Raw genomic sequence first — 26,968 nt, forward strand, 5'->3', positions numbered from 1 at the left:
CCGCACACGATGCGACGTTGCACGGGCAGCCTGTGGTTGTGCCGCCGCGACGACGTGCCCCCTCGAGCCTGATCGTAGATTGGACCATGCGCGCGCTGCGTTTTTTTCGTCCCACGCTATCGCTTTGTGCGCATGCCGCCACGATCGCGACTTAGTTGCCATCGATCGTCCGCGTCGTCGCGCGCACTGCGCTGCGCGCCTGGCACGATGATCCCATTCAGGAGAGTATGATGTTGTCGTACCGCGTCACTGTCGCTGGCGTTGCCCTTGGCATGCTTGCGAGCAGCCCGGGATACGCCGCCGATCCGACATCGCGATCACAAGGCGGCACGAGTTTTACGGTCGGGCTGGGCGTCGCGATGACGCCGGACTACGACGGCTCGAACGACTACCGCATCTGGCCGGCAGGCTTTCTGCGCTTTTCCAACCTCTATCATCCGGCGACCTACGTTCAGATCGCCGGCCCCGGTTTCGAGTCCAACCTGATTCCCGACGACCATTGGCGCATGGGCGTCGTGGCGTCGTTCAACACGTCCTATCGCCATGTCGATGATCGCGCGGTCAAGCGGTTGCGGCGGCCGGAGAGCGGCCTGCAGGCCGGCTTCGTCATCGGCTACGACTTCTCCGGCCGGCCCGACGCGGAGCGTGTGCTGGAGGTGCGGGCAACCTACGACGTGCTGCACGGCAACGGCTTCCTGATCACGCCGCGTGCCCATGGCTCGGTGCCGCTCACCGCGGACCTGTCGCTCGGCGCCGGTGTGTCGGTGACGTGGGCCAGCAGCAACTATATGTCGAATCGCTTCGGTATCTCGGGCTCGGACTCGCTGCGCTCCGGCTTGCGGCCGTTCAAGGCCGGCTCGGGTTTCAAAGATTTCGGACTTGACGTATCGCTGACCTATTCGCTCAGCCAGCGCTGGGCGCTCACCGGTTTTGCCAGCTACCAGCTGCTGCTGGGCGACGCCGCCAAGAGCCCGATCGTGAAGGACCGCGGCAATCGCAACAACGTCACGTCGGGTCTGGTCGTGAGCTACACGTTCTGATGGCGGCCTGACACTCGCGATTTCGTGAAACATCGCCGCGATGCAGGGATTGCAGACGGCGGTCAGGCTTCAACCAGACTCATGACGCCCCATGCCGGACGGAGTCGCAGCACCGACTCCGTCCGGAGGAATCATGCAGTATCACCGTATCATCACCATCGGCGCGCTCGTACTGGGCGTGGGCATCGCAGGCGGGCCGGCCTTTTCGCAGAGCAGCGCGACAACAAGAGCCGACGATGTCGCCTACTGCAATCAGCTGAGCGGCATCTACAACCGCTTCCTGGGTGACTCGACACCCAGCATGTCGACCATGGCGGCCGAGACGGATTGCAGCACCGGCCGCGTCGCCGAGGCCATCCCGCAGCTCGAGAAGCTGCTGCTCGCCAAGGGCTACAAGCTGCCCGAGAAAGCGGTTGGCCATCAGCAGTAGAGCAGAAGAGCGGAAAGGGAGCGCGGGCCCGAGGTCCGCGCTCCCGGGATTTCCTTCGCGCGACCCTCACCCTAGAATGGCGCCCCCTCTTGCGGGCGCGAGCATGTGGCCGTTCAAGCGCAAGCCGATCGTCGATGATGACACCGCGCGGTGGCATGTCGACAATTTCACATGGCTGGTGGCGACCTTCGGCGGTAACAATGCCTTTGCCGATGCGGTCCTGGTCCTCCCTAAGCCGGGCTTTTTTCCCGTCGATGGGGAAGAGGGACACGCCAGGGCTCTGCGCATTTTCAAACAGGTCAAAGACTACTGTGGAATGGCCGAGTGGCCGGTTGAACTCGTGCCGGATCAGGATCCGGCCGTACTGCATGCGGCATCCATGGCGCGCTGGGCTCCGGTTTCTGAGAAGTACGCTCGAGGTACGTTCTCCGTCACCGACGATGTCGTACAGATCTCATATGAATCGACCTTGATTGCCAACCCCGAGCGCCTGATTGCGACCCTGGCACACGAAGTCGCGCACTATCTGCTGGCGATGGCTTCCACGGCGCCACCCTGCACCGACGAGGAGCACGAATTCCTCACCGATCTGACCGCCGTCTATCTCGGCTTCGGCGTGTTCATGGCCAACGCGGTCTATGACTACGAAGCCATCCACGACGGTGTAATGCAGGGCTGGCGCTCTGGGCGCTCCGGCTATCTGCCCGAGCAGGATTTCATTTTTGCAGTCGCCTTGTTCATCGCCGCGAAGGCGCTCGATCCGACTCCCGCGTACGAATGCCTGAAGCCCCATCTGGCGACATTGTTGAAACGCGCCTTGCGCGATCTCGCCGTGAACAAGCACTTCGTCGAACAGGTGAAGGCGAGCATTCCCGTCGTCGCGGGCGATGGCGAGCAGCAGTCCCCTGGAACGCGGCCTGAAGAGACCGCCTGACCGCCGCTGTGGCGATACGGTTGTTGTCGAGCGCAAATGCACTAGAATCGCGCTGTCGATGGAAGCGGAGGGCGCGATGACCGGCAAGCGCACGCCGGCGCAACATGCTGTGTGTGGCGTCATCGCCGCGGCGGGCGTGATGGCACGCGTTGCTGTCACGTTGGCGCAGAGCGATGAGTCTTCCGTTTATGGGGTCTGGCTCACCCAGGAGCAAAGCGCACACGTGGAACTCTATTCCTGTGCCGAGCAGGGGCGCGGGCCGGTATGCGGCCGGCTGGTGAAGCTGATCGACCCGACGGGTCCCGACGACGAGCCGGTGGCACCGGAGGATCTCTTCGACGTTCACAATCCCGATCCGGCGCTGCGCAGCCGCCAGATCCTCGGCATGGTGTTTCTCTACGACTTCAAGCCGACGCGCGAGCCCAACAGCTTCGAGGACGGCAGCGTCTACAATGCCGAGGACGGCAAAGTATATCGCGCCAACATTGCGTTGCAGGCCAACGGCACGCTGCGCCTCCGCGGTTACGTCGGGATTCCCCTGCTCGGCCGCTCCGAGATCTGGACCCGCGTGCGCTGAGCGCATCGCCTGGCGGCAGATCAGCCATGCACGTGAGATTTCCGCAACGATGGTTCCGCGACGGTGCCGGCTTGCGCTAGGATCGCTCCGTCGATGCAAGGCGGAGGGCGCGATGGCCAGGAAGCTCACGCAGGCGCAGATCGACCGGTACGAGCGCGACGGCTACGTTCATCCGATCGACGTGTTCCCGCGCGACCAGGCGCTGGCCTACGGCGCGGCGCTCGAGGCGTTCGAGCAGGGGCACGGCTTCCAACTCGGCAAGGGCCACAACTTCAAGCCGCACCTGCTGTTCACCTGGGTCGATGCGATCGTGCATCATCCCGCAGTGCTGGATGCCGTCGAGGATCTGATCGGGCCCGACATCCGCCTGTTCCATCTCTCGGTATGGCCCAAGAACGCGCACGATGCGGCGTTCGTGCCCTGGCATCAGGACGCGACCTACTTCGGCCTCGAACCGACGGAGCACGTCACCGCGTGGGTGGCGTTGTCGGACGCACCGATTGCAGCCGGTTGCATGGAGGTGATCCCAGGCTCCCATAAGAAGGGCCAGCATCTCCATCATGTCGACCCGTCGCCGCACAACCTGCTCTCGCGCGGCCAGACCATGAGCGCCGTGCCCGATCAGCCGCGCACCGACTTCATGGCGGTGAACGCCGGCCAGATGTCATTACATCACACATATCTGATGCATCGCTCGGGCCCCAACAATACCGACTATCGCCGGGTCGGACTGGGCATCAGCTATATCCCGGCGCATGTGCGCTGCCGCAGCACCACGCGATTGACCGCGATGCTGGTGCGCGGCACCGACCGCCACGGGCACTTCGACGACGAGCCGCGGCCGGTGGTCGATTACGGTGACGCCGAGCGCGCGTTCCACGAAAAGGCGGTGGCGCTGTTCCGCCAATCCAACACCGAGCAGGCGGCGCAATACGATGCCGCGACCTCTCCCGCAAGCGGGAGAGGTCGATGAGCGCGCAGCGCTCATCGGGTGAGGGCCTCGGAACGAGATTCCTCGTGCGTGGCCCCTCACCTTCCCATCGCTGACGCGATGGGCCCCTTCCTCTCCCGCTGGCGGGAGAGGACAGTCATCAGTCGTAGCAGATCAGCCGCACGCGATTGCCCCAGGGATCGACGAAGTGCACGAGGTGTCCGGGGACCGGCGTGACGCCGGCATCGGCCAGGGCGCGCAGGACGGCGGTGCGGTCGTCGACCACCAGCCCGATCTGGCAGTTGCTGCGCGGCGCCGGGCTCTTCTGCAGCACGATGAACTGATTGCTGAGATCGAGAAAGGCCGAGACGTCGGTCTTGTCGAGCAGCGTGAACTCGAACAGTCGGCCGTAGAAGGCCAGCGCCCGGTCGATGTCATCGACGTCGAGTGCGACGTGATGCAGGCCTAGGGCACGGGCTTTGCGGGGCGCCGGCATCGCGGGCTCCGATGGGCGGGGTCACGATGCGCGGCGGTTTCAGCGGCGGGCCTGGATCAGGCCTGCTGCGGCTCGGGCGGCGTCTGGTCCGACGGCGGGCTCGGCGGCTGCTGACGGCGGCGCTCGGCCATGAACTGGTCGAATTCGAACTTGTCCTTGGCGTGGCGCAGGCGCTCGAGGAAGTCGCGGAACTCCTTCTGCTCCTCTTCGAGGCGGCGCAACGTCTCGTCGCGGTACTCGTCGAAGGCGGCGTTGCCGCTGGAGCGGTAGTGGCCGCGGTACCAGCCGCTCATGCCGGCGTTGCGTTGCTGCTCATGCCAGCGGGGTGCGCGGTGTTTCCAGCAATTCATGCGTCGACTCCAAATCAGATAGGCCAGGAGTGCGGCCCCGACCGGCCAGAACAGAATGAAGCTCAGGACCAGCAGGCCGGCCCAGGCGGGCTTGCTGAGGTTGTCGAGAGCCGCGGTTACGCCCATCGGACAGGCTCCTCATGTTAATGTAATTAACATTCACATATTTGGCGGTCGACGCGCGCCTGTCAAGGCACTGCAATCGAAAAATCTAGCGTCCGTCGGCGGGACCGCCGGCCAAGCCCAGGCCGCGCAGATAGACCAGCACACCGGCCTCCAGCAGGTCCTCAGGCGCCATCGGCAGGCTGCGCCGGCCGGCATCGGCGCGTGCGAACAGCGAGGCGATGCCGTGCGACAGCGCCCATACGTGCAGGCTCATCATCAGCGCCGGCGGCCGGCTCTCGCGCGGCAGCGGCGCGCACAGCGTCTCCGATGCCGAGCGCAACACGGCGAAAGCCGCGTCGGCGGCCTGGCGCAATTCGGGTGTCGCATCGAGTGCCACGCCAGCTTCGAACATGGCGGCATAGTAGGCGGGCTCGCGCCGCGCGAAGGCGAGAAAGGCGCGGCCGATATTCTCGAACGCCTTGAAGGGTTCGGGGCGGCCGCCGTTCCAGGCCTGTTGCAAGGTCGCCTCGAACAATTCGAAGCCACGATGGGCCACGTCGGCCAGCAGCGCCTCGCGGTCGCGATAGTGCCGATAGGGCGCCGCCGAACTGACGCCGGCCATGCGCGCGGCGTCGGCGAAGGTGAAGCCGGCCGGCCCTTTCTGTCCGATCAGGTCGAGCGCGGCCCGGATCAGCGCCTCGCGCAGATTGCCGTGATGGTAGCCGCGCCGGCCGCCGGGATTGTCGCGTGACCACATGTGAAAAGTTCTTACATGAGTCGCGCGCGAAAAGCAGCGGGAATAGAGGCGTTGGCCGCCGTGTAATGTTCACAAAGGTGAGTGCGCACGTCGCTGGAGATGACCGATGGCCAAGCCGCCTCCTGTCCGCCCGACCGGCGTCGGCGGCAATCCGCCCAGCGCCCGAGTCGGGCCTTATGGCGCCCCCGGCAGCCTGCTGGCGCGCATCGAGACCGCCCATGACGGCGACATCATCTATCGTGTCACGGCCATCATCCTGGTTGGCCCGTCGCCGACCCTGGCCGATGCCCGCGCCGCGCATCGCTACATGCTCTGGAGTGCCGCGACCCTGGCGCGCCGGGCCGGGCGGGCGACCTTCACGCTCTACGGCGAGCAGGCCAACCCCAACTTCCGTGCTCATGCCGACAGGCTCGCCGCGCAGGTTGGTGTACCGAACTCGGGCCGCATCCCCCGTGCCATGACCGGCGGGCACCCCGACTATGCCGTCACGCTCGACGCGGTGAAGGTGCTGGCGTGAAGCAGATTCCTTCTGCCCGCGTCGGCGGGGAGAAGGAACGTGCTACGCCAGCGACTTCGAGGCGATCTCGTAGACGTCGGGCGACAGCTTGGGGGCAGCGAGGATGCGCTGCAGTTCGGCTTTCATCTTCGCCTGCCGCGCCGCATCGAAGCGCTGCCAGCGGCCCAGCGGTGCCAGCAGGCGTGCCGCCACCTGCGGGTTGATGGGATCGAGCGCCAGGGTGCGCTCGGCGTGGAAGGCATAGCCCGAGCCATCGGCGGCGTGGTAGCGCAGCGGATTGCTGGCGGTGAAGGCGCCGATCAGCGCCCGCACCTTGTTGGGCTTTTCCATCGCGAACGCCGGATGGCCCAGCAGTGCCTTCACGCGATCCAACGTGTCGGGCAGCGCCGACACCGCCTGCAGCGACAGCCACTTGTCGACCACCAATGGGTCATCGCGATAGCGCTCGTAGAAATCATCGAGCGCCGCCTGGCGCTCGGACCCCGCGACATCGACCAGCAGCCGCAGCGCCGCCATGCGATCGGTCATATTGTCGGCGGCGCGGTAGAGGTCGAGCAGGTGCGGCGCCACACCAGGGTCGTCCGCAGCCAGCGCCGCCTGATAGCTCAGCACCGCGTTGCGCAGCGCACGGCGGCCGGCGGACTCGGCGTCGGGCGAGAATGGCGCGCCGCTGGTGTTGGCGTCGAATATGCGTCCGAGATCCCGGCGCAAGGCCTGGGCGATTGTGACGCGCAGCGCCTCGCGTGCGGCATGGATCGCCTCGACATCGACGACCGCCATGCGCTCGGCGAGGTAGTCCGCGCCCGGCAGTGCGATCGCCTCGGCGGCGAACGCCTTCTCCAGCCCATCGTCGCGCAGGATCTGGCCGATCGCCTCAGCGAAGGCGGGATCGTAGGCGCTCACGGCGTGGCGCTGGATCTCGTCGACGCGCTTGAGCATCAAATCGGTGGCGAACTGCTGGCCTGCCTCCCAGCGCGCGACGGGATCCGAATCGTGGCCCATCAGGAAAGCGCGCTCGGCGCCGCTCTGTTTGAGGGTAATGTTCACCGGCGCCGAGAAACCGCGATTGACCGACAGCGCCCTGGGCTCGGGCACATTGCGGAAGCGGAATGTCTGCTGCGGCGCCGTCACCGCCAGCACGCGGCCCGGCGTGGCCGCCGATGTATCCTCGCCGTCGAGCTGCAGGCGGATGTCGCGGCCCTGGGCATCGAGCAGGCCGACCGCCAGCGGGATGTGCATCGGCTGCTTGTCGGGCTGGCCCGGCGTCGGCGGACAACGCTGCGCCACCGACAGCGCGTAGCTGCCATCACGCGCGTCATATTTGCCCTCGATCGTGAGCTCGGGCGTACCGGCCTGGCTGTACCACAGCTTGAACTGGCCCAGATCGACGCCGTTGGCATCGGCCATCGCGGCGGCGAAGTCATCGCAGGTGACGGCCTGGCCGTCGTGGCGCTGCACGTAGAGGTCCATGCCCTTGCGGAAGCCATCGCGGCCCAGCACCGTCTGCATCATGCCGATCAGCTCGGCACCCTTTTCGTAGATGGTGGCGGTGTAGAAGTTGTTGATCTCGATGTAGGAGTCCGGCCGCACCGGATGCGCCAGCGGCCCGCCGTCCTCGGGGAACTGCCGTGCCCGCAGGGCGCGCACGTTCTGGATGCGGGTTACGGGCCGCGAACGCTGGTCCGACGAGAATTCGTGGTCGCGGAATACCGTCAGCCCCTCCTTGAGGCTCAGCTGGAACCAGTCGCGGCAGGTGATGCGATCGCCGGTCCAGTTGTGGAAATACTCGTGCGACACCACGGTCTCGATGCCGGCGTAGTCGGCGTCGGTGGCGGTCTGCGGATCGGCCAGGATGTAGCGGTCGTTGAAGACGTTGAGGCTCTTGTTCTCCATCGCCCCCATGTTGAAGTCGCTGACCGCGACGATGTTGAACAGGTCAAGATCGTACTCCAGGCCGAAACGCTCCTCATCCCAGCGCATCGAGCGTTTCAGGCAGTCCATGGCGTAGCCGGTGCGCTCGACCTTGCCGTGCTCGACGAAGATGCGCAGCGTCACGTCGCGTCCTGAGCGCGTCGTGAAATGGTCCTCGTTGCAGGCGAGATCGCCCGCCACCAGCGCGAACAGGTAGCTGGGCTTGGGGAAGGGGTCGTGCCACACCGCCATGTGGCGGCCGCCCTCGATGTCGCGCTGCTCGACCAGGTTGCCGTTGGACAACAGCACCGGATACTGCGCGCGGTCGGCGCGGATGGTGGTGCGATAGACCGCCATCACGTCGGGCCGGTCGAGGAAATACGTGATACGCCGGAAACCCTCGGCCTCGCACTGGGTGCAGAACACATTATTGGAGACGTAGAGCCCCGACAGCTGCGTGTTGGCTGCCGGATTGATCCGGGTCTCGATATCGAGCGTGAACGTCGCCGGCGGCTTGGCGATGGTGAGGCTTTTGTCGGTGAGCGCGTAGTCGCCCGCACCCAGCACGCGCCCATCAAGCGCCACGCTCATGAGTTCCAGTGCATCGCCATGCAGCACCAGCGGCCGCACTGCGCCACCATCGTACGCCGCCGTGATCGCCAGCCGCGCCTTGACCCGCGTTGCTGACGGCTCGAGGTCGAACTCGAGATCGACCGTCTCGATACGGTAATCCGGCGGCCGGTAGTCCTGGCGATGGATCGCCGTAGGCTGGTCCTGTGGCATGCAAACCTCGATATCGTCCTGGTCGCTAGATAAGCATACGGGATCGCAAAGACCAGCACCGCACCCGCATCTGCGCCAGAAGAAAAGATTCACCACAGAGACACAGAGAAAGATTTGCCGGGAGCGCGCCACGCTCGGTGGCGCACCTCCGGCGAATGCCTCGCGTTCGCCGGTGCCCGAAGGACCGACGCATGATTTGGCGCTGCGCGCCGATGCGCCACTGGAGTGGCGCGCTCCCAGCGAAGACGACACCATTCTCCTCTGTGTCCTCTGTGCCTCTGTGGTGAATCTTCTCTTCTTCGCGTGCGACGACAGCGGCGCTAGGCTGGCGCGCAAAGTCCTGGAGGAGGAAATACGATGCTGCGCATTCCGCATCATGGGCGCTATGACTATTCGCCGATCGTCAATCGGCCGGACTATTCGTGGCCCGACGGCAAGCGACTGGCCGTGCACGTGGCGCTCAACATCGAGCATTTCGCCTATACCGGCGGCATCGGCCATGCGCTGTCGACCGAACTGCCGTCGCCCGACCCGCGCACCTTTGCCTGGCGCGACTACGGCAACCGGGTCGGCGTCTGGCGCCTGCTGGAGCTGCTCGACGAACTGGCGCTGCCGGCCTGCCACCTGGTGAACACCACGGTGTTCGACTATGCGCCTGACATCATCGCGCCTATCGTCAAGCGTGGCGACGAGTTCATCGGCCATGGCCGTACCAATGCCGAGCGCCAGGGCCAGATGTGGGAAGCCGACGAGGCCCGCCTCATCGCCTACGTGCGCGACCAGATCACGGAGAAGACCGGCCAGCGCCCGCGCGGCTGGATGGGGCCATGGATGTCGCAGAGCCATGTGACACCCGACCTCTTGAAGGAAGCGGGCTTCGACTTCCTGATGGACTGGCCCTGCGATGACCAGCCGATCTGGCTGCGCACACGCGCCGGCCGCCTGATGTCGGTGCCGTATTCACTGGAGATCAACGACTCGCCGCAGATCATCGTGCGCCATCACACGCCCGAGCAGTTCTGCGCCTTCATCATCGGCCAGTTCGAGGAGATGCTGCGCCAGTCGGCGAGGCAGCCGCTGGTGTGCGGCATCGAACTGCACACCATGATCTTCGGCCAGCCCTATCGCCTGCGCGCGCTGCGCGAGGCGCTACGCCACATCGTGAATCATCCGCAGCGCGACAAGGTGTGGTTCACTCGTCCCGGCGCCATCTTCGATCACTGCGCCGCGTTGCCCACCGGCACGGTGCCGGGCAGCGCCGGGTAGGGCCCCGTGCTGCTCGCGGTGCTCAGCCAGCTGCGATCGAACACCGCCACCAGCGCGCGGTAGGCCGAGGTGGCGATCTGGTCGACGCCGCCGCCGTTGCCGGCATTCATGAAATCGCTCATGTGCTGGTCGATCGCCGTGGGATCGGTCATCGGCACGCCCATCGCCGCGAGGTCCGCGGCGACCGACGTGTTCGGCGGCATGAAGGCCTCGGTCTCGCGCAAGTGCGCGTTGCTGGACGGCAGCCGCACCATGACGATGCGCGTCACCGACGGTTGGTCGTCCGGGCCGAGGAAGGTCGAGCCGAACAGGAAGCCGGCCAGGACGCTCGCCGGCGGCATCGGCGAAAACAGGTAGAAGGCCATCTGGGTGCCTTCCGCCGGCTCGCGCACATCGATGTGCATGGCGCGCCGGCTGAAGGTGGCCGCCCCGTCGAGCTCGATACGGCCGGTCGGCAGGACGCACCCGAAGTGCACCGCCAACTTCGGCGCCGCGCCAATCGACAGCTCGCTGCGCACCAGCCGGCCGCGGAAATAGGGCGACCAGGCGTGCGTGTAGCAGACATAGGTGCCGGCCAGCACCAGGCTGTTGGCCTTGGCGATGGGCGGGTTGTTGCCTTCGATGCGACGGCGCAGCGCGTAGGGATCGCACTGATGGCGGGCGCAGATCGCGGCCAGGAAGGCGTCGCTGTCACAATCGGCGACCCATTGGGCGGAGCAGTCGATATCGAGCAGCTTGACCCAATCCTCATAGACCTGCAGCTCGCGCGGCTGGGCCCGTCCCTGCAGCCACTTATGGGCACGGTCGAGATCGAACGGCGTCGATGCGTTGACGCGGCGAAACGCTGCCGCAAGGTCCTTGCGTGTGACGGCGCCGATCAGCGCGGCCGTCAGGCGTAGCTTTTGGTCGATATCGCGCGCCACCGTTTCCCCCAAGGCGACGGTGGTGCGACTACCATTTTCCATTTGGGATTTCCAGGAAAAGCGGTGGAAATCAGGCTGGCTCGGCGTCAGCGCGTCGATCCACAAAACCATTTCCATTTTGCGCTTCCAGGAAATGCAATGGAAATCAGTTGCCTTCCACACGGGTGGCCTTCCGTGCGGCGGTGTCCAGGCGCAAACCTGCGCGCGTTCCGGACTGATCCGGATAGCCCGTAGCCACGCATTGCTGAAGGAATCCCAAGGATGGCGCCGCTTTCTCCCCCTGGACCCAGCCTCGATGCAACAACCGTCGCGGCGGTGATTGCGCTGACCAAGATCATCAAAGTGGGGCGAGGCGGCGAGTCGCTCACGATCAAGATCGGCCCCACCGAGATCGAAATCAGTTCAAGGGGCGTCGAAATCGCATCCCGCGGCGAGATCGTGCTCAGCAGCGGTGCGACCTCGATCAAGCTGTCGGGCATGGCCGTCGATATCAACAACGGCGCGCTCGAGGTCAGGTAATGCCAGCGGGTCTCATATTGACGAACCGGTCCATCACCATGTGCCGGCATGGCGGTATGCTGACGCACCCGCTCGCTGCCACGCGCGTTCAGGTCATGGGTTCGCCGGCCCTGGTTTCTGGACGGTCCATCATCGTGCGTTGTCCGAACATCAACCCGGTCTATGGTCCAAAACCTTGTGTCTTCGCGGACTGGGCCATGCCATCCGTCAGGGTCAAGGCCATGGGTAAGCCGCTGCTGCTGTCAACCAGCGTCGGCCTGACTGAGAAGGGCGAGCCCGTGACCGTCGCACTCGGCGGCCAGAGCCGCGTGCGCGCGACATAGACTGCTGTCACCCCTCGCTCGTGAGAGCCCATGCCTACGGCATGGGTCCCTTCCTCTCCCCGCTCGCGGGGAAAGGAGATGCGGCAGCGGCCAGCCACGTGCGGTCGAACACCTCCTGCAGCGCGGCGTAAGCGTCCGCCCCGATCTGGTCGAGGCCGCCGCCCTGGCCGCCAACCAGGAACGCCTGCATCTGCCGGTCGACCAGCTCGGGATCGGCGACCGGTACCGCCTGCGCCGCCAGGTCGCTGGCCACCGACCCCTCCAGTGGAAGGTACGCATCGCTATTGCGCAGCCGCGCGCTTGCCGCCGGCAGGCGGACCATGGCGATGCGCGTCACCGAGGGCTGGGAATGCGGTCCGATGACGGTCGCGCCGCACATGAAACCGGCCAGCACGCTCGCCGGCGGTGTCGGGGGAAACAGGCAGAACAGGAACTGCGTGCCGCCGGGCTCGCGCAGGTCCATCAGCATGGCGCGCTTGCTGAGCGTGATCGGGCCATCCACCTGCAGCCGTCCCGTCGGCAGGGTCTCCGTGTAGCTGGCCGACAGCCGCTGTGCCGGCGCGATCGCGAGCGATCCGCGGATCAGCTGGCCGCGGAAGTACGGCGACCACGCGTGCGAGTAGCAGGCGTAGCTGCCGGCCAGCGACAGGTCCTGCTCGTGATGCAGGTTTGATGGCCCCTCGGCACCGTCGGCCTGCCGCCGCAGCGGGCCGGGGTCGCGCTGATGGCGGGCGCAGATCGCCTCGAGGAAGGCCTCGCTGTCGCACTCGGCGATCCAGGCGCCATCACGCCCGAGATCGACGAGCTTGGCCCAGTCCTCGTAGACCTGCCGCTCACGCGGCCGTGCGCGGCCTTGCAGCCATTTGTTGGCGCGCTCGACGTCGAACGTCGTCGCCGGGTTGACCCGGCGGAACGCGGCGGCAAGGTCCTTGCGCGTGACGGCGCCCAGCAATGCCGCCGTCAGCCGCAGCTTGCGGTCGATCTCCCGCGCCACGATACCCCCCTGGTCATCCGGCCGACCCCCACCGGCAGATTTCCAGACGGTTTCTTCCAGGAAAAGACGCGGAAATCCAGCCCCTTCCGAACGCCGGGCCTTACGCGTGGCTCGAAATGAGCAGCAGATGGCGCCCGCCTGCGCTGCGGCAGGAAATCGTCGTCTGAGCGATTTCGGAGGGAGACATGCAGCTGCTTATCCATCGCAATTTCACGGTCCTGGCATCCGACGGGCTGGTCTCCTCCGGGGACGGCGCGCGGCTGGCTGCCGATGGTCAGTTCAAGACCAAGATGAAGCGCATTCTCGACATGGCGAGCGAGATGGTGTCCACGACCTGTTGGGCGCTGTCGAGTTTCGACACCGCCTGCCGGCTCAATCTGTCGGGCGCGGCCAACGACCCCGATGTCAAGGTCGTTGCGCCGGCGCTGCTGAAGTACTTCCGCATCAACATCGACTTTGCCGACCAGGCTGCCGTACGCAAGCATCTGAGCCGTGTCGATCGCATCCGCATGGTCTATCAGACCATCAGCACCGGCCTGACGCTGCGTGAATGCAACATCATCATCGAGACCATGGCCGCCACCACCAAGGCGCGCGTGGCGCTGGAGCAGAAGAAGCGCGACGGTGCCAGCCCGATCCGCCGCGCCTTCGGCTTCACCGACGAGTTCGGTCACAAGCAGTGGCAGATGTCGATCGGCGATATCGAGCTCAACCTGAGCTACGTCAACGGCGAGCCACCCGATACCGTTGCCCGTACCGTCGTGCACGAGGGCTCGCACAAATTCGCCAACACCAAGGACGTCCTCTACAAGGACGGCTCTTTCGCCAAACTGCCGAGCGACCAGTTCGAAGAGGCCAAACAGTACGGCATCATCGGGGCCAACGACCAGCCCGAGTTTACGCTGCCGGGCCGCACCAAGAAGCTGCGGCCCATGGCAGGCACTGAGAAAGGCACCGAGAACGTCATCACCGACGAGCGCTGGCTGGAAAATGCCGACAGCTACGCCTGGGCCGCCCGCCGGATCTGGAAGCACAAGACCAACTTCAGGCGAGCCGCCTGACGCTTGATTGTCCTCCAGGAGCGCGTGCGTCCGGCCCGCGCTCCCGGGAGATGATCACGTCTTGGCAAGTCCGTCAGGGTACTTGTCCGCGATCAGGTTCAGCGTGATGCCGTGCTCCAGCCAGGCCTTGGCGCCGGCCAGCACGAACGCGAAGCCTTCCGTCGATCCGACCGCGGTTTTCACCTGAGTATCGCCGTCGCCCTGGAAGCCGCTGTTGCTGATCGATACATACGTACCATCGGCGCGCGGCGTGAACGTCCATGTCACTGTCGAGTCGCCGAAGCCGTCGATCACGATGCGCTTGTCCGGCTCGATTGCCGTCACGTCGATCGTCATCGCAAATCCGTACATCTCCCAGGTCCACTGCACCGGCCGTCCGGCCACCAGCCGCCCGCTGCTCTTGGTGAACCAGAAGCGCGTCGTCACGGCCGGATCGACGAAGGCGTTGAACACCTCCGCCACCGGTTTGCGGATCAGCATCTCGGCCGTGGCGACAGGCGCCTGGGTCAGGTCCGTCATGCGGTCCTCCTATTGATCAACCATATGGTTTACTATAGGAAGACCTGCGCTGCGGATCAATAGGCTGGGCGGTTGCCGCCGCCGTAGTGCGGTTCGTGTGGTTGCGATTGCAGCGATTGCAGATACTTGCCCGCCGACGGCCCATCGACCGCCACCACACTGCCGTCAGTGTAGACGATGCTGACTTCGACGCCGCCCGACGCCGGCAGATCGAAGGTGATCAGGCACTTCATGCGGTCGTCGAAGTTGCTCAGGCCCACCAGGTTCTTGAACAGGTTGATCGTGCCCTCGTTGTGCGCGAAGCGCGACGTCAGCTGCATCAGGCTGTCGAGACTCTTGATCTGCGAGCCGCGTACTTGAACGAGGGCCCGGATCAACGTCGCGAGGGCGCCGGCAGTCTTGGGGTTGGCGAGCCGCAGGCTCTTGAGCCAGGCTGACCAGCGCGCACCCAGGCTGAGGTTGAAGTCCCAGCCGCCCAGGCCGATACCCAAGGCGCCCTGCGGATTGTCGAAGCCGTAGCCCAGGCACAGCACGACACCGCCGCTGGCGCCGAGGCCCAGGCCCGACCGGCTTGCGGTTGCCGCGAACGGGAAGCCGAGATCGGGCGTGTGCAGGTTCCACAGCGAGCCGATGAGCGCTTCCTTGCCGCCGGCCACCACGGTCACGCCGCCCTTGAACCCGGCGCCGATCCAGGCCTTTGCCGGGTTAACCCGCGGCGCCATGCGGGCAATCACGATTTTGTCGCGCCAGCCGTCGGGCCGGATGATCACGCCGCTGGCGGTCTCGCCCACGGCCGGGAAACGGTCGAGCTGCATGATCTGGCGGTGGCTCTGGTCCTCCAGGAAAATCGTCGCCGTGAGTGCGCCGCCGCCGGGGATGCTGGCGCCGCCATAGGCCGAGCGCACCGGCGCGATGTGCGACCAGGTGCCGATAATGTTCTCCAGCAGGCTCTTGTTGAAAGGTGGCCGCTGGCGCCAGTTCTGCGTCGTGCTGATGGCGCCGGTGCGTACCGACTCGAATTCGATATAGCAGCAACGTCCGCCGTTGCTGATCACGTAGCAATCGCCCATGCCTGCCTCCAGCCCGGCGGCACAATAGGCAAGCCGGCCGCCCCTGGTTCAGGGCGTGTCGGGACACGCCGTGGCATCGCAGGGCGGGTAGGGGTCGGAAGAGGAAGGTTCACGCCCGCGGTGAGGCCTGTGGCGTTCCGCCAAACAGGTCCCTGCCGTGCGGCTGCCTTGCACACCGCCTGGGTGGCCCTATCATCGGACCAAACCAACCGGCAGATACGAGGAAGCACCATGACGCTCGATCTCATCATCCGCGGTGGCACCGTGGTCGACGGTTCCGGCGGCCCGCGCTTTCGCGCCGATGTCGCCGTCGCCGGCGATCGCATCGTCGGCATCGGTCGCATCAAGGCGCCGGCGCAGCGTGTGCTGGACGCTGACGGGCTGATCGTCGCGCCGGGCTTTATCGACGGCCACACCCACATGGACGCGCAGGTGGCGTGGGACCCGCTGGGATCATGCTCGTGCTGGCATGGCGTCACGTCGGTGGTGATGGGCAATTGCGGCTTTGCGCTCGCCCCCTGCAAGGCCGACGAGCGTGAGTGGTTCGCGCGCTGCCTCACCGCCGTCGAGGACATTCCGACGGAAGCCATCATGGCCGGCGTCGACTGGCGCTGGGAAAGCTTCCCGCAATATCTCGACGCCATCGACAGCTTCCCCAAGGCCATCAACTACGGTGCCTATATCGGTCACTCGGCGATCCGCATGTATGTCATGGGCCGCCGCGCCATGACCGAGAAGGCGACCGACGACGACATCGAGCGCATGCGCGTCCTGGTGCGCGAGGCGTTGGCTGCGGGTGCCATGGGCTTCTCGACCTCGCGCTCGCCCACCCACACCGCGCCGGGCGACGTGCCGGTGGCCAGCCGCATCGCCGACTGGCGCGAGGTCGAGCGTATCGCCGCCGTGCTGGCCGAAGAAGACGCCGGCATTTTCCAGATCGCACCCGACACCACCTCGGGCGCCCGCCAGCGTGCCTTCCTCGACCTGCTGCGCGGACTTGCGCTCGCCATCGCTCGGCCCGTGATGTTCGGCACCATCTCGACACGCCAGGGCGAGGCGCCCAACCCGTGGCAATACCAGACCGAATGGCTCGACGATGTTGCGGCCGCCGGCGGCCGCGTCTGGGGCCAGACCACGACGCGCTCCATCAACGCGATCTTCTCGCCCAAGTCCTATCTGCCTTTCGATGTGCTGCCGGCGTGGCAGGCGGTGCGATCGCTGCCCATCGCTGAACAGCGACGGCGCTTCGCCGACCCCGATACAAGGCGTGACCTGGTGGCGGCCGAGGCGCGCATGAAGCCGCGCGACAACGTCTTCCAGGGCGGTGGCGCGGCCACCACCGACCCGCGCAAGCCCGACTACGACAATCTCTTCGCGCTCACCGGCGTCGACTGGGACGAACCATCGGTGGCGGCGCTGGCGCGCACGCGGAACACGCACCCGGTCGAGGCGATGCTCGACCTGATGGCATCCAATGAAGATCAGGTCTTCGTGCAGCCGCTGGTGAACGAACGGCCCGACGAGGTGCTGGGCCTGCTGCAGCATCCGCGCACGCTCGCCACGTTCTCGGACTCCGGCGCCCATGTGGCGCAGGAGATGGGCTCCTCGCTGCAGACCCATATGCTGAACTACTGGGTGCGCCAGCGCGGCGCTTTCACGCTGGAGCAGGCGGTGCGCAAGATGACGTTCGATATCGCCTCGGCCTGGGATCTGCGCGATCGCGGCCTGCTGCGCCCTGGCATGGCCGCCGACATCGTGGTGTTCGACGAGAAGTCGGTGAAGCCGCTGCTGCCGGTGGTCGAGCGCGACCTGCCCGGCGGCGCCCGCCGCCTGGTGCAGAAGGCCCAGGGCATCGACGCCGTCGTCGTCGGCGGCGCCATCACGCAGGAGCGCGGCACCGACACCGGCGCCCGCCCCGGCCGCCTGTTGCGCCGCACGTCGTAGGCGCAACAGGCGCCTTCGGGAAACCGGTCGTGTCGCCTGCGGCCGCGCGACCGTAGGCTTGTGCGGCGCCGCCACGACAACCGATTTCCACCCATCTTCCAGGAAAAGACAGCGAAATCCAGCGCCTGCCAATCGCCGGATATTCCCCCGCGGCGAACCTTGGCTCAAAGGAGCGCGTGTCAGTTTGCGCCGGCGCATCGCCGCAGGGGCCGGGCGCGGACAGCCAGGGGAGTATCGGCGCATGATGACGCTGGCCCAGTTCAAGGCGAGCACGTCTGGAGGCCTGAAGGCGAAGAGGAGCAACCTCCTCATCCAGCAGATGGACGCGCTGCTGGCCCTCTACGAAGGCCTCGACTCGACCATGCGCCTGGAGGACCGACGGGATATCACCAGGAAGATCATGGATGTCGCGAACCGCTTCGTGGACAAGAAGCGCCACGTTCCCAGCAAGAAGACGGCAGGAGTCAAGGCGCTCGCCGATATGGCTCGGCGGGAATGGACCCGGCATTGCGCCGAGCTTGACCGGCTTGCCGCCGAGCGGAAGCAAAAAGCCCAGCAGCCGCACCTTTACTATGATCAGGCCCCGCAGCAGCCGCATGTGTACAATGATCAGGCCGGTGCGCCGCCGCGGCCGGTGTGGCAGCAATCAGCCCGGCCCAACATGCAGCAGCGTCGATACAACGACGGATTGGATGCACTGCTTCTGAACAGGCAGCCCAGGGCGGGGTTCAAAACGCAGCAACAGCAACCGGCAGCGCCGCCGGCGCCGCCGCATCAGGCCGCCGATCAGGCGCGCGCCAACTGGGCGACGGCGATGGCCAAGGTGAACGCCTTGCTCGGGCCCGAGGAATACAGGAGCGTGCGGACGAAGATCCTGGATCCGTATGCTTGGCCGGAATTCTTCGACCCGCAACATCGACCGATCCACGCGCTCCAGGGTGCCGTGACGCAATGGCAGCAGGCTAACAGCGCCAGCCCGTTCGAGGTGTGGCTGGAAAAGAGCTTCGTGCCGAAGCACCAGAACGACCCGGCCCTGGCGCAGCGCGTCACCTACCTCTCGCCGGAGGAGCGCGAGGAGTACCGCGTCGACATTGTCGGCGGCGTGTTCCGTTGGGCCGAATCCGGCGATCTGGTGCACACCGGCGGCATGACCACCCACTTCTCCGGTCGGGGGCATGCGATCTGGGTTTGCTCGGTCGAGCGGCACTTCTATTGCGCCAGTCACGTGGTCGGGTCCTTCCAACATTCCTCCTTCCTCGGCGGCCTGCCGGTGATGGGCGCCGGCGAGTGGGCCGTCGACCAGGGACGGCTGGTGGTGATCTCGAACAAGACCGGCCACTATCGGGCCGGCTTCGAGGAGATGTTCCGGGTCATGCTGCGACTGTCGGCGAACGGCGTCGACCTGAGTTCCGTGAAGGTGTTCTGGCCCTGGCCGAGCAACGAGGGACGCAAGTACTATCCAGCCGTGGAATTCATGCGTGCACGGTCGCCGGAGCGCTTCCGGGAACCGCTTGATCAACGCGGCAAGCCCCTGCTGGCCGTGCCCGCCCCGGTGGTGCCGCAGGTCGCCTGAGGTCGTCGCGTCCGTGCCGGACCGGACGCGCGCGTTGTGTTCGCCGCCTATCTGCCGCGTGCGCGCCGTTCGGCCAGAAACACCGCCGGGCTCCGCTTGGCGGGTGTTGGGTCGATCGTGCCGGCCGCGGACAGCAGCCAGCTGCGGTCCAGGATCTCCGCCAGCGACCGGTAAGCGGCGTTGTCGAGTTGATCGAGTCCACCGCCATGGCCGCCGCCCAGGAACGCCATGATGCGGTGGTCGACCAATGCCGGCTCGGCGATCGGCATGCCGAACGACATCAGGTCCGCGGCCACTGACTCCTGCGGTTCCATGACGCCGGGGATATCCCGCAGCCGTGCGCTCGCCGCCGGAAGCCGGACCATCGCGATGCGTGTGATCGAGGGCTGGATCTCCGGGCCGAGCAGCGGCGCGCACAGCATGAATCCTGCCAGCACGCTGCCCAGCGGCGTTGGCGGGAACAGGCAGAACACCGTATGCGCGTCGCTGGCGGTATCGTCGACGTCGATATGCAATTCACGCTTCAGCGTCGCATGGCCTTCGAAACGAAGGCGGCGCCCCGTCGCCAGGGTTTCCTGCCACGTCGCCGGCAGTCGCGACTGCCCCGGTGCGGCGGCAATCGTCATTTCACCGCGCACCAGCCGTCCGCGGAAGTAGGGCGACAGGGCATGGCGGTAGCAGGCATAGGTGCCGATCAGCGGCGGACCGCGGTCTGCCTGCGGGCTTGGCAGCACGGCCGCGTCATCGACCTGCCGGCGTAGCGCGTCGGGATCGCGTGCGTGACGGGTGCAGATCGCATCGAGGAAGGCCTCGCTGTCGCAGTCGGCGATCCATTGCGCTGATCGTCCCAGGTCGAGCAGCTTGGCCCAGTCGTCGTAGACCTGTGGCTCGCGCGGGTTGGCGCGGCCTTGCAGCCATTTGTGTGCGCGGTCGACGTCGAAGGCCGTGGCGGCATTGACGCGGTGGAACGCGCGCGCGAGCTCCTTGCGTGATGCGACACCGAGGAACGCTGCCGTCAGACGGAGCTTACGGCCGATTTCACGCGCCAAGAAACCTCCCGGTAGGGCCGATGGCGACACCAGCCACCTCACCTCATCATCCAGGAAAAATCTCGCGATTCCAACTCGCGTCGTGCGCGCGGAAAGGACCGGCCCCAATTCCTCCCGCAGCGCGGGAGGCGGGCCTTGCACCATTACTTTCAGTGAAGCAGCCACGCGAACGCGCGGCGCAATTCGGCAGCGCCGTCGCGATCGTACCAGCGTCCGTGCGCCAGGATGATGCGCACCGGATCCCAGCCGATCATGCGTTCCACCGCCGCCTTGAGCGCCGGCAGATGATGCCGGTATGTCCACCGCATGTCGCGCGGCATGCTGCCGTGTGGATCCTGCGCGCCGCCCAGCCGGGTCAGCCAGCGCGCCCAGATGCTGTGCAGACGCTGCGGCTCGAAGTTTTCGATCAGGTCGGTCAGCAGCAGCGTGGCGCTGGCGTGGTGGAAGAACGCGGCCTCGCTCGTAATGCTGCCGGTCATGGGCACGGTCGCGATGGCGTCGTCCCATGGATAGCCGTCGGCCGCCTCGAGCTGCAGCGTGTCGAAGTCGATGTGGCGGCCGGCACGGCGGCAGATGCCCGGCGCCAGGTAGACCGCGGCATCGGCGAACGCCGTTCGCCACTGCGGGATCCACCAGTAGTGGATGGTGTTGGGCCCCACGATCCAGCGCACCATGCCGATACGGTTGATCTCGGTACGCAGCGGGTCGACCAGTGGCGTCGGCGAATGGACGAACAGGCCGCGGTCGGCGAGGCGGATCACCGTCATGCGGGTGGGAAACCCCATGCGCAGCCCCGGCAGCCCGAAGCGGATCACCGGTCCGTCAACGACCCACACATCATCCGCTATCGGTTTGAGCGTGTTGAGCGGCGGGTACGTGCCGTCAGGCGGAGAGATCATCGGCAGCCTTTCTCTCCCTCATGGAAGCCTGTCTCCGTGAATTCAAAGGCACGGCGATGACGGTGCGCGCGTGGGCGCAGCTTCGCCATCTTCTTTGTCCTACGCGTCTCTGTCGCGAAACTCGTACCGTTGTGGCGCGCTCCCGATCGATCGGCCATGCTAGGCGGCCGCAACTGCCGCGCGGCTGCGCCGTTCACAGGCCTTAACGCACTGTGCCATGCCGGACGCATGGCCGATTTCCAGCGTCGATTTCCAGGAAAAGACGCTGAAATACGCCAACTTCCGCCCGCGCCTGCTTCCGTTTTGAGCGCGCTGCCGGCAGAAACTGTACCTGCAGCAAGACGAAGCGGCGACAGATCGTGCCAGCGCCTTGTCTGTCAGGAGGCAACGCGCATGGCTCAGACAAGTCCCGTCACGACGCCGCTGTCGGCGACGGATATCAAGCTGCGACGGCTCGCCGAGCTGATCAGCTTCGGCGATGGCGATACGCTGTCGATCCAATGCGGTCAGGCCACGGTCCGGATCGGACCGGGCGGCATCGAAATCAAGCACGCTTTCGCCTCGATCAATGTGGTCGACCGCACGGTCAGCATCAACCGCGATGGGCTGCAGGTGACCTGATGGCCAACCACTTTGTCCTGACCCCGCAGGCGATCATGGAGTTTGCCGGAGGGGCGGTTGGCGGCAAACTTGGTTTCAGGGCGCATGTGCGACACCTGGCGCCGCGGATCAAGATCGCCGGCGTCAATCCTCTCAAGGGCACCGCCGCCGTCCTGGAATGGTACCAGACGGGGAACCCGCGGCCGGCGCAGACCGTGGTCTCGCGCTCACGCGCGCGAACCCAGGGCGGGGAGTGGCTCCTGCTGGAGACTCGCTATCCGGCGAAGTCCGAACGCGTCCTGGATGCAGGGCAAGCCCGCGTGACCTCGAGGCCTTTCTAGCCGCCACCGACCCTGCCATGCGAGCAGGCCGGGGCGTCGCGCCGCTGTGCGTTCGCCGCCGCTAGTACCCGGAATCACGTGTCCCTGATACAGCTGTCATCCCGAGCGCAGCGAGGGATCTTTCGATGCAGGCGCACCCGTGCGTCACTTTCAGAAGATCCCTCGCTGCGCTCGGGATGACGATCCCGAGTCACACTCTAGCGACAGTCGGTACTAGGCAGCCTGCGGTTGCCGCGCCGCCGCGATCTGCGCCGGCGGGATGCGCGCCGGCCTGAACACCGTGATCGGGGCCTCGACGCCGCGCAGGCTCTCGCGGCCCAGCGCCTCCCAGGCGCCGCCGCAGTCGGCGGTGAACGACCGGCTGGCGATGATCGGCGTGGCGAATTTCTTGGTCAGCGTCTCCAGCCGCGCCGCCTCGTTGACGGCCGAGCCGAACACCGAGAACGACAGCCGCTCGGGCAGTCCGACATTGCCGAACAGCACGCTGCCGACATGCAGTGCCAGCCCATAGCCCAGCGCCGCCTTGTTCTGCGCTTGGCGTCGCCGGTTGGTCTCGCCCATCGCTGCCATCGCGGCCATCGCCGCGCCCAGCGCGCGCTGGCAGGCGATGCGCGATTCCTTCTTGCCGCGCGCGCAGGGAAAGATGCCAAGGAACCCGTCGCCGATGAAGGCCAGGATGTCGCCGCCGGCTGCCGCCACCGCGCCTGCCGTGGCATCGAAGAAGTCGTTGAGGTTGTCGATGTAGGCCTGCCGTCCCAGCCGGTCGGCCATGCGTGTGGAGTTGCGCAGGTCGCCCCACACAATGGCGGCGCGGGTCGTCTCACCGTCGCCGCGGCGGATCTGGCCGGCCAGCACACGGGCACCGGCGTTGTTGCCGAGATAGGTGCTGAGCGCGCTCTTGGCGACGCCGCCCAGCATCGCCATGCGGCAGGCCACCGCCAGTGGATACTGGATCGCCAGCAGTGCCGCGATTTCGCCGCTGCCGAATCCACCGGTCTGCGCCGTCGACCACGACCCCAGCATGCCCTCGCTCTTCGCCTTGGCGAAGCTGTGTGCGAAGGCGAGATAGTCGCTGAAGCCATCGCGGCGCAGGTCGTTCAGGATCGGGAACGCGCAGGGCATGTCGCTGTCGAGCCGCCAGCGCAGATGATCGACGTCGTGCTTCAGCAAATGGTGATAGGGCGTGCCATAGAAATAGTCAGGCTGCGCGCCGTCCGCCACGTGCGGATAGGCGTGTGCCTGCAGCGTCTGTCCTTGCCGCCACGTGAAGCCGATGGCGCGATAGAGCGGATGCAGAACCGAGAACACCAGGTTCACCCGCGCGATCGGCAGTCCAGCTGCAGCGAGCCGGTCGCAGCTGCCCTGCACCACCGCCTCGAGGCCGATATCGTTCAGCGCCTGGGCGCGCAGCCAGTCCGCCACGCGATCGACCAGTGCGGGAGAAGGAGAGTTTGCCATCGTGCACATAAGCATCCCGGATAACGCAGCAGTAAGTGTGTGAGCACTCATATTTTAGAGGTGCGTATATGATCTCTGGCGTCTTGCAGCACAAGCCGGAATCTTGTTGTCGTTGCGATAAGCTTTTCTTTGAAAAGACCTGAGCCGCGCGACGGATAGTCAGTGGGGCCGTGAGACCACGGACCGGCAGATAAAGACGTGATACGCTGGCTATATCCGGCGAGTGGTAGGCCTGCTCGGCGACGTGGTGTGATCAGGCCCTATCCCTGATATCCGCCCTCATCCAGATATTGCTGCTCTTCATCCCGCATCGCCCGGCCCAGGATCGGATTGCGGTGCGGGAATCGCCCGAAACGCAGGACGATGTCGTGGTGGCGCTGCGCGTGCGTCGCATGGGGCTCGCCGAGACGGCGGCAGAGGGCGACGGCACGTTGCTGGTCGGCAAGATGTTCGGAGTGGCCGAACGGCAGATAGAAGAATGCCTGCAGGATGGCCTCGACCGCGTGGTCATGGCCGGCGGTGATGGCGGTGTCGGCCATGGCGCGCGCCAACGCGTCGGTGGCGTACATGCGCGGCGTGCCGCGGAAGGCGTTGCGCGGGAACTGATCCAGCAGCAGCACCAGTGCCAGCGCGCCCTGGGGCGTTGCCAGCCAGAAGCGGCACTCGTCGCGCGCGGCGGCCTCGTGCAGGCCCAGGAAGTAGTCGCGGAACTTGCGATCGAAGTCGGCGTCCTTGGCGAACCAGAGCTCGCGGCCGGCCTCGCACCAGAAGTCGATCACCATCATCGCTTCGGGTGGCGATAGCCGTGGCGGGGTAGCAGTCTGCGTGCCGGAGATGGCGTTGCGCGGCTCAGTCATGAGCTTTCCAGGGCAGGCGGGTCAAAATCGTTCGCGACGCACGAATGACAGTCACGGAGCCGGTCATGCATCACTCCCGAGCGACGCGTTGGGTCGCGCGCTCAGGCGAACGGACACGCAAGGACGATTCCTATTCCCGAATCATGTTCCCTGCCGTTCCTTGCGGAGAAGGAGGGACGTCATTTCGGCGGCGATACTGCCTTGATGTGCCCGGCAGAATCGGCGACCACCGACACAAGCTTGCCGCTTCTTAGCGCGCGAGGCCGCACCTGCGCCAACGATAGCGCTTGCGTCGCTGTATCTATGACGTCCCAGCCGACCGGGAGTTCCCCCTGTGACCAATCCGCGGTCGCGCCGATGTGAGCACGCGGCGGGCAGCCTCGCGGCGTCAAGACCATTGTCACTGCGCCCCCTTGAGAGGACGTGCAATGAGCCCGACGGAAGAACGCCTGTTCAAGCTGGAGATCCGCATGGCGGCCACCGAATACCTGGTCGCTAACCTCTACGCTGCGATGTTCGGTCAGACGACAGACCCGGTGCGCGAGGCGAAAGTGGCCAACGACACCTTGCGCGACAATCTGCGCCGCCAGACCGTTCCCGGCACCGACCCGGTGTGGTCCGACCATGTTTCGGGCGAAATGCAGGATGCCATGGAGCGCGTGCTGCTGATGATGGAAGACATGACGGCGTGCCTGGTCCACGGCGAAGGATCGGCCACCGCCACCGTCGAGATTCCGCCACGGCGCAGCCCCATGAACGCCTGACCGTTCTTTTTAGAACTTTTAATAAGGACCGTGCCGCCTGATCCCCTAGGCTTCGGTCACCACAAACACGAACAGTCGGCGCGAACGGCGCCCGGTGGTGTTGTCTATCTCGACCCCACTCCGCCATCGGGTACCGGACCGCGCGGCGTCACCACGCCGCGCGGTCGCTTTTTTGGGGAAACGCGCAACCCGATCCTGAAGAAACTGATACACGACCGTGCGACAATCCAGCCGCGCGGCTTTCAGCCTCCCTGCGCTTGACCGCTGCTACGTGCCCCGGCATCAACCGGGGATGAACATCCTGCGTACGCCGGGCCCGGCGACGGCTTGGCGCCTGCTCAAGGCCGAATTGGGCTTGTTGATCGCGCTGCTGGTCGTTGCCGGCGGCCTGCTGGCCTTCCTGGCCCTGGCCGGTGAGGTGATGGAGGGCGAAACCGCTGCCTTCGATCGCGCCGTGATGCTGGCGCTGCGCCATGCCGACGATCCGGCCGTGGCGCTGGGCCCGGCTTGGCTCCCCACCGTCATGCGCGATCTCACGGCCTTGGGCGGCGTCGCCGTGCTGACCCTGATCGTGCTGTTCACGCTCGCCTACCTGCTGCTGGTGCGCAAACGTCAGGCCGCGCTCTTCGTGCTGGTCGCCGTGCTGGGCGGCTTGGCGATCAGCAACAGCCTGAAGGTTCTGTTCGGCCGCATCAGGCCTGACCTGGTGCCCGGCGCGCCGATCGAGTTGTCGGCGAGCTTCCCCAGCGGCCACACCATGCTGTCGGCCGTCACCTACCTGACCCTGGGAGCGCTGTTGACTCGCATCGAGGCCGATCGCCGGGTGCGCTCGTTCTTCGTCGCCGTGGCCGTGATCCTCACCCTGCTGGTGGGCTGCAGCCGGGTGTTCGTCGGCGTGCACTGGCCCACCGACGTGCTGGCCGGATGGAGCCTGGGCGCCGCGTGGGCGATGCTGTGCTGGGTGCTGGCGCTGTGGCTGCAGCGCCGCGGCCGCATCGAGCCGCAGCAAGGCGGCGATGCCTCTTCTTCGATCCGGACGTGAAGGCGTGACCCCGTTCGTCCGTCCCGATCGCATGACGCGAATCAGAATGTGCCGACGGCGCCAATCGCGAGATTCGGTCCCAGCGTTATCGTGGCATTCGTCAAGTCCGCGGTTGGTCCGATGGCGCCGCCGATGACCACACCGAACCGGTCGCCGAGAATGTCGACCTGCGCCTGCTCCCCGACGCTCAGGCCCAATTGGACGCTGCCGGGTCTGGCGTTGAAGACCAGGGTCTGCTGAAAGACCAGCGACAGCGGATGGAACTTCCATCCCAGCAAGGGCAGCTTCCAGGGTGCGATCAGGTCGGCGGCGACGAACTGCCAGCCGCCGGTGAAACTGACCTTCGGGTCGGACGGACTCGATTGGCTGTTGGAGGACACCTGCACGAACGCGCCGGCTTCGATGTGCCCCACATGGTCGCCGCCCTTGTAGACGACGGCGAACTGCAGGCTCCTCTGCAGGATGGTGTTCGGCTGCTGACCCGGCGGAAAGATCCACGGTGGCAGCTGTGCGGTGATGCCAGGTTGAAGTTGCAACACCGTCGTCCCGGTGGGTGGGGCGGGCGGCGCGAGGGTTGGCGGTTTGAGAGCAGGTTGAGATTGGCCGATGGAAGGAGAGACGGCCTGCGCCAGCAACAATCGCGACGTCCGGGTGGCAACGCGTGCGCCGCGCGCCACGGCCGGCATCTCGCGATAGAGCGTCCCTTCGATCAGGAACAGCCGGGTATTCAAGGCATCGCGCGTTCTCGGGCCCACAATGCCGTCCGGCTTGAGATGGTGCACCTTCTGGTAGTCCTTCACGGCGCAGTCGGTCTTGGGGCCGAAGATCCGGTCGACCGTGAGATAGGCAGACGTTGGTGGCATGCGTGCGTTCAGCATCCGCTGCAAACGCGCCACGTCGTCACCGTGGCAGCCCATGGAGAGATTGCGCAGCAT

Annotated in this window: 29 protein-coding genes; 16 read left to right on the plus strand and 13 right to left on the minus strand. The window is 66.1% G+C overall.

All coding sequences use genetic code 11. The features are described 5' to 3' along the window. Positions 1–230 precede the first annotated feature (230 nt). The 5 genes from FQU96_RS33680 to FQU96_RS33700 all read left to right on the plus strand — a co-directional run bounded on the left by FQU96_RS33680 (position 231) and on the right by FQU96_RS33700 (position 3,954). Complete coding sequence (locus FQU96_RS33680) at positions 231–1,040, plus strand: MipA/OmpV family protein (protein WP_178130874.1); 810 nt, start codon at positions 231–233, stop codon at positions 1,038–1,040. A gap of 133 nt (positions 1,041–1,173) precedes the next feature. Further along, complete coding sequence (locus FQU96_RS33685) at positions 1,174–1,470, plus strand: hypothetical protein (RefSeq protein WP_146545789.1); 297 nt, start codon at positions 1,174–1,176, stop codon at positions 1,468–1,470. Between the two features lie 103 nt (positions 1,471–1,573). Further along, complete coding sequence (locus tag FQU96_RS33690; protein WP_146545790.1) at positions 1,574–2,404, plus strand: hypothetical protein; 831 nt, start codon at positions 1,574–1,576, stop codon at positions 2,402–2,404. 76 nt (positions 2,405–2,480) lie between these two features. After that, positions 2,481–2,981 carry a DUF2147 domain-containing protein gene (locus FQU96_RS33695; protein WP_178130876.1) on the plus strand — a complete coding sequence of 167 codons (501 nt, stop codon included), beginning with the start codon at positions 2,481–2,483 and terminating at the stop codon, positions 2,979–2,981. Between the two features lie 112 nt (positions 2,982–3,093). After that, a complete protein-coding gene (locus FQU96_RS33700) occupies positions 3,094–3,954 on the plus strand; it encodes a phytanoyl-CoA dioxygenase family protein (protein WP_178130878.1) in 861 nt (286 codons plus the stop codon). Between the two features lie 118 nt (positions 3,955–4,072). On the opposite strand, the gene FQU96_RS33705 is transcribed toward FQU96_RS33700, so the two are convergent. The 3 genes from FQU96_RS33705 to FQU96_RS33715 all read right to left on the minus strand — a co-directional run bounded on the left by FQU96_RS33705 (position 4,073) and on the right by FQU96_RS33715 (position 5,620). Next, entirely contained in the window at positions 4,073–4,408 is a 336-nt protein-coding gene (locus tag FQU96_RS33705) for a VOC family protein (RefSeq protein ID WP_146545793.1), read from the minus strand. A gap of 56 nt (positions 4,409–4,464) precedes the next feature. After that, on the minus strand, positions 4,465–4,884 hold the full coding sequence (locus FQU96_RS33710) for a DUF2852 domain-containing protein (RefSeq protein WP_146545794.1): 420 nt from the start codon (positions 4,882–4,884) through the stop codon (positions 4,465–4,467). An 85-nt stretch (positions 4,885–4,969) separates the two neighbouring features. After that, a complete protein-coding gene (locus FQU96_RS33715; RefSeq protein WP_146545795.1) occupies positions 4,970–5,620 on the minus strand; it encodes a TetR/AcrR family transcriptional regulator in 651 nt (216 codons plus the stop codon). Positions 5,621–5,726: 106 nt separating this feature from the next. On the opposite strand from FQU96_RS33715, the gene FQU96_RS33720 reads away from it, so the two are divergent. Continuing rightward, on the plus strand, positions 5,727–6,137 hold the full coding sequence (locus FQU96_RS33720; protein ID WP_146545796.1) for a hypothetical protein: 411 nt from the start codon (positions 5,727–5,729) through the stop codon (positions 6,135–6,137). A 42-nt stretch (positions 6,138–6,179) separates the two neighbouring features. On the opposite strand, the gene pepN is transcribed toward FQU96_RS33720, so the two are convergent. Beyond that, positions 6,180–8,831, minus strand: coding sequence for an aminopeptidase N (gene pepN, locus FQU96_RS33725; RefSeq protein WP_146545797.1), 2,652 nt, complete (start codon positions 8,829–8,831; stop codon positions 6,180–6,182). A gap of 357 nt (positions 8,832–9,188) precedes the next feature. On the opposite strand from pepN, the gene FQU96_RS33730 reads away from it, so the two are divergent. Further along, positions 9,189–10,097, plus strand: coding sequence for a polysaccharide deacetylase family protein (locus tag FQU96_RS33730; protein WP_146545798.1), 909 nt, complete (start codon positions 9,189–9,191; stop codon positions 10,095–10,097). On the opposite strand, the gene FQU96_RS33735 is transcribed toward FQU96_RS33730, so the two are convergent. Beyond that, positions 10,049–11,062 carry a hypothetical protein gene (locus FQU96_RS33735; protein ID WP_146545799.1) on the minus strand — a complete coding sequence of 338 codons (1,014 nt, stop codon included), beginning with the start codon at positions 11,060–11,062 and terminating at the stop codon, positions 10,049–10,051. The genes FQU96_RS33730 and FQU96_RS33735 overlap by 49 nt on opposite strands. A 219-nt stretch (positions 11,063–11,281) precedes the next feature. Between FQU96_RS33735 and FQU96_RS33740 the strand changes: the two genes are divergently transcribed. Further along, positions 11,282–11,539 carry a hypothetical protein gene (locus FQU96_RS33740; RefSeq protein WP_146545800.1) on the plus strand — a complete coding sequence of 86 codons (258 nt, stop codon included), beginning with the start codon at positions 11,282–11,284 and terminating at the stop codon, positions 11,537–11,539. A 197-nt stretch (positions 11,540–11,736) separates the two neighbouring features. Then, positions 11,737–11,862: a hypothetical protein gene (locus tag FQU96_RS42895; RefSeq protein WP_255468702.1), complete on the plus strand. Its 126-nt coding sequence runs from the start codon at positions 11,737–11,739 to the stop codon at positions 11,860–11,862. A 34-nt stretch (positions 11,863–11,896) separates the two neighbouring features. On the opposite strand, the gene FQU96_RS33745 is transcribed toward FQU96_RS42895, so the two are convergent. Further along, positions 11,897–12,856, minus strand: coding sequence for a hypothetical protein (locus FQU96_RS33745; protein ID WP_146545801.1), 960 nt, complete (start codon positions 12,854–12,856; stop codon positions 11,897–11,899). A gap of 185 nt (positions 12,857–13,041) precedes the next feature. On the opposite strand from FQU96_RS33745, the gene FQU96_RS33750 reads away from it, so the two are divergent. After that, the gene (locus FQU96_RS33750) at positions 13,042–13,917 is read left to right on the plus strand and encodes a hypothetical protein (RefSeq protein WP_146545802.1); all 876 of its coding nucleotides are present in this window, start codon (positions 13,042–13,044) and stop codon (positions 13,915–13,917) included. Positions 13,918–13,971: 54 nt separating this feature from the next. On the opposite strand, the gene FQU96_RS33755 is transcribed toward FQU96_RS33750, so the two are convergent. Continuing rightward, positions 13,972–14,436: an SRPBCC family protein gene (locus FQU96_RS33755; protein WP_146545803.1), complete on the minus strand. Its 465-nt coding sequence runs from the start codon at positions 14,434–14,436 to the stop codon at positions 13,972–13,974. Positions 14,437–14,492: 56 nt separating this feature from the next. Then, entirely contained in the window at positions 14,493–15,506 is a 1,014-nt protein-coding gene (locus FQU96_RS33760; protein ID WP_146545804.1) for a hypothetical protein, read from the minus strand. Between the two features lie 231 nt (positions 15,507–15,737). Here FQU96_RS33760 and FQU96_RS33765 point away from each other — a divergent pair, with 231 nt between their 5' ends. Next, a complete protein-coding gene (locus FQU96_RS33765) occupies positions 15,738–17,450 on the plus strand; it encodes an amidohydrolase family protein (protein WP_146545805.1) in 1,713 nt (570 codons plus the stop codon). Positions 17,451–17,691: 241 nt separating this feature from the next. Further along, positions 17,692–19,023 (plus strand): hypothetical protein, encoded by a 1,332-nt coding sequence (locus FQU96_RS33770; RefSeq protein ID WP_146545806.1) that lies wholly within the window; start codon positions 17,692–17,694, stop codon positions 19,021–19,023. A 47-nt stretch (positions 19,024–19,070) separates the two neighbouring features. Here FQU96_RS33770 and FQU96_RS33775 read toward each other — a convergent pair whose 3' ends face one another. Together FQU96_RS33775 and FQU96_RS33780 are read right to left on the minus strand one after the other, a co-directional pair. After that, positions 19,071–20,072, minus strand: a complete 1,002-nt coding sequence (locus FQU96_RS33775; RefSeq protein ID WP_146545807.1) for a hypothetical protein — start codon at positions 20,070–20,072, stop codon at positions 19,071–19,073. A gap of 149 nt (positions 20,073–20,221) precedes the next feature. Then, entirely contained in the window at positions 20,222–20,971 is a 750-nt protein-coding gene (locus tag FQU96_RS33780) for a DUF4336 domain-containing protein (RefSeq protein WP_146545808.1), read from the minus strand. Between the two features lie 393 nt (positions 20,972–21,364). On the opposite strand from FQU96_RS33780, the gene FQU96_RS33785 reads away from it, so the two are divergent. Together FQU96_RS33785 and FQU96_RS33790 are read left to right on the plus strand one after the other, a co-directional pair. Further along, positions 21,365–21,592 carry a hypothetical protein gene (locus FQU96_RS33785; protein WP_146545809.1) on the plus strand — a complete coding sequence of 76 codons (228 nt, stop codon included), beginning with the start codon at positions 21,365–21,367 and terminating at the stop codon, positions 21,590–21,592. After that, positions 21,592–21,912, plus strand: coding sequence for a hypothetical protein (locus FQU96_RS33790; protein ID WP_146545810.1), 321 nt, complete (start codon positions 21,592–21,594; stop codon positions 21,910–21,912). Before FQU96_RS33785 ends, FQU96_RS33790 begins: the two co-directional genes overlap by 1 nt. A gap of 213 nt (positions 21,913–22,125) precedes the next feature. Here FQU96_RS33790 and FQU96_RS33795 read toward each other — a convergent pair whose 3' ends face one another. Further along, positions 22,126–23,370, minus strand: coding sequence for an adenylate/guanylate cyclase domain-containing protein (locus tag FQU96_RS33795; protein WP_178130880.1), 1,245 nt, complete (start codon positions 23,368–23,370; stop codon positions 22,126–22,128). 260 nt (positions 23,371–23,630) lie between these two features. Continuing rightward, positions 23,631–24,155, minus strand: a complete 525-nt coding sequence (locus tag FQU96_RS33800; RefSeq protein WP_255468709.1) for a DUF924 family protein — start codon at positions 24,153–24,155, stop codon at positions 23,631–23,633. Between the two features lie 500 nt (positions 24,156–24,655). On the opposite strand from FQU96_RS33800, the gene FQU96_RS33805 reads away from it, so the two are divergent. Together FQU96_RS33805 and FQU96_RS33810 are read left to right on the plus strand one after the other, a co-directional pair. After that, positions 24,656–24,991 (plus strand): hypothetical protein, encoded by a 336-nt coding sequence (locus tag FQU96_RS33805; RefSeq protein WP_146545813.1) that lies wholly within the window; start codon positions 24,656–24,658, stop codon positions 24,989–24,991. 292 nt (positions 24,992–25,283) lie between these two features. Further along, positions 25,284–26,033 (plus strand): phosphatase PAP2 family protein, encoded by a 750-nt coding sequence (locus FQU96_RS33810; protein ID WP_178130882.1) that lies wholly within the window; start codon positions 25,284–25,286, stop codon positions 26,031–26,033. A 41-nt stretch (positions 26,034–26,074) separates the two neighbouring features. Here the strand turns inward: FQU96_RS33810 and FQU96_RS33815 are convergent, their stop codons facing one another. Further along, positions 26,075–26,968 carry a peptidoglycan-binding protein gene (locus FQU96_RS33815; RefSeq protein WP_146545814.1) on the minus strand — a complete coding sequence of 298 codons (894 nt, stop codon included), beginning with the start codon at positions 26,966–26,968 and terminating at the stop codon, positions 26,075–26,077.

It is taken from the genome of Reyranella sp. CPCC 100927, from assembly GCF_007859315.1.
Taxonomy (GTDB): domain Bacteria; phylum Pseudomonadota; class Alphaproteobacteria; order Reyranellales; family Reyranellaceae; genus Vineibacter.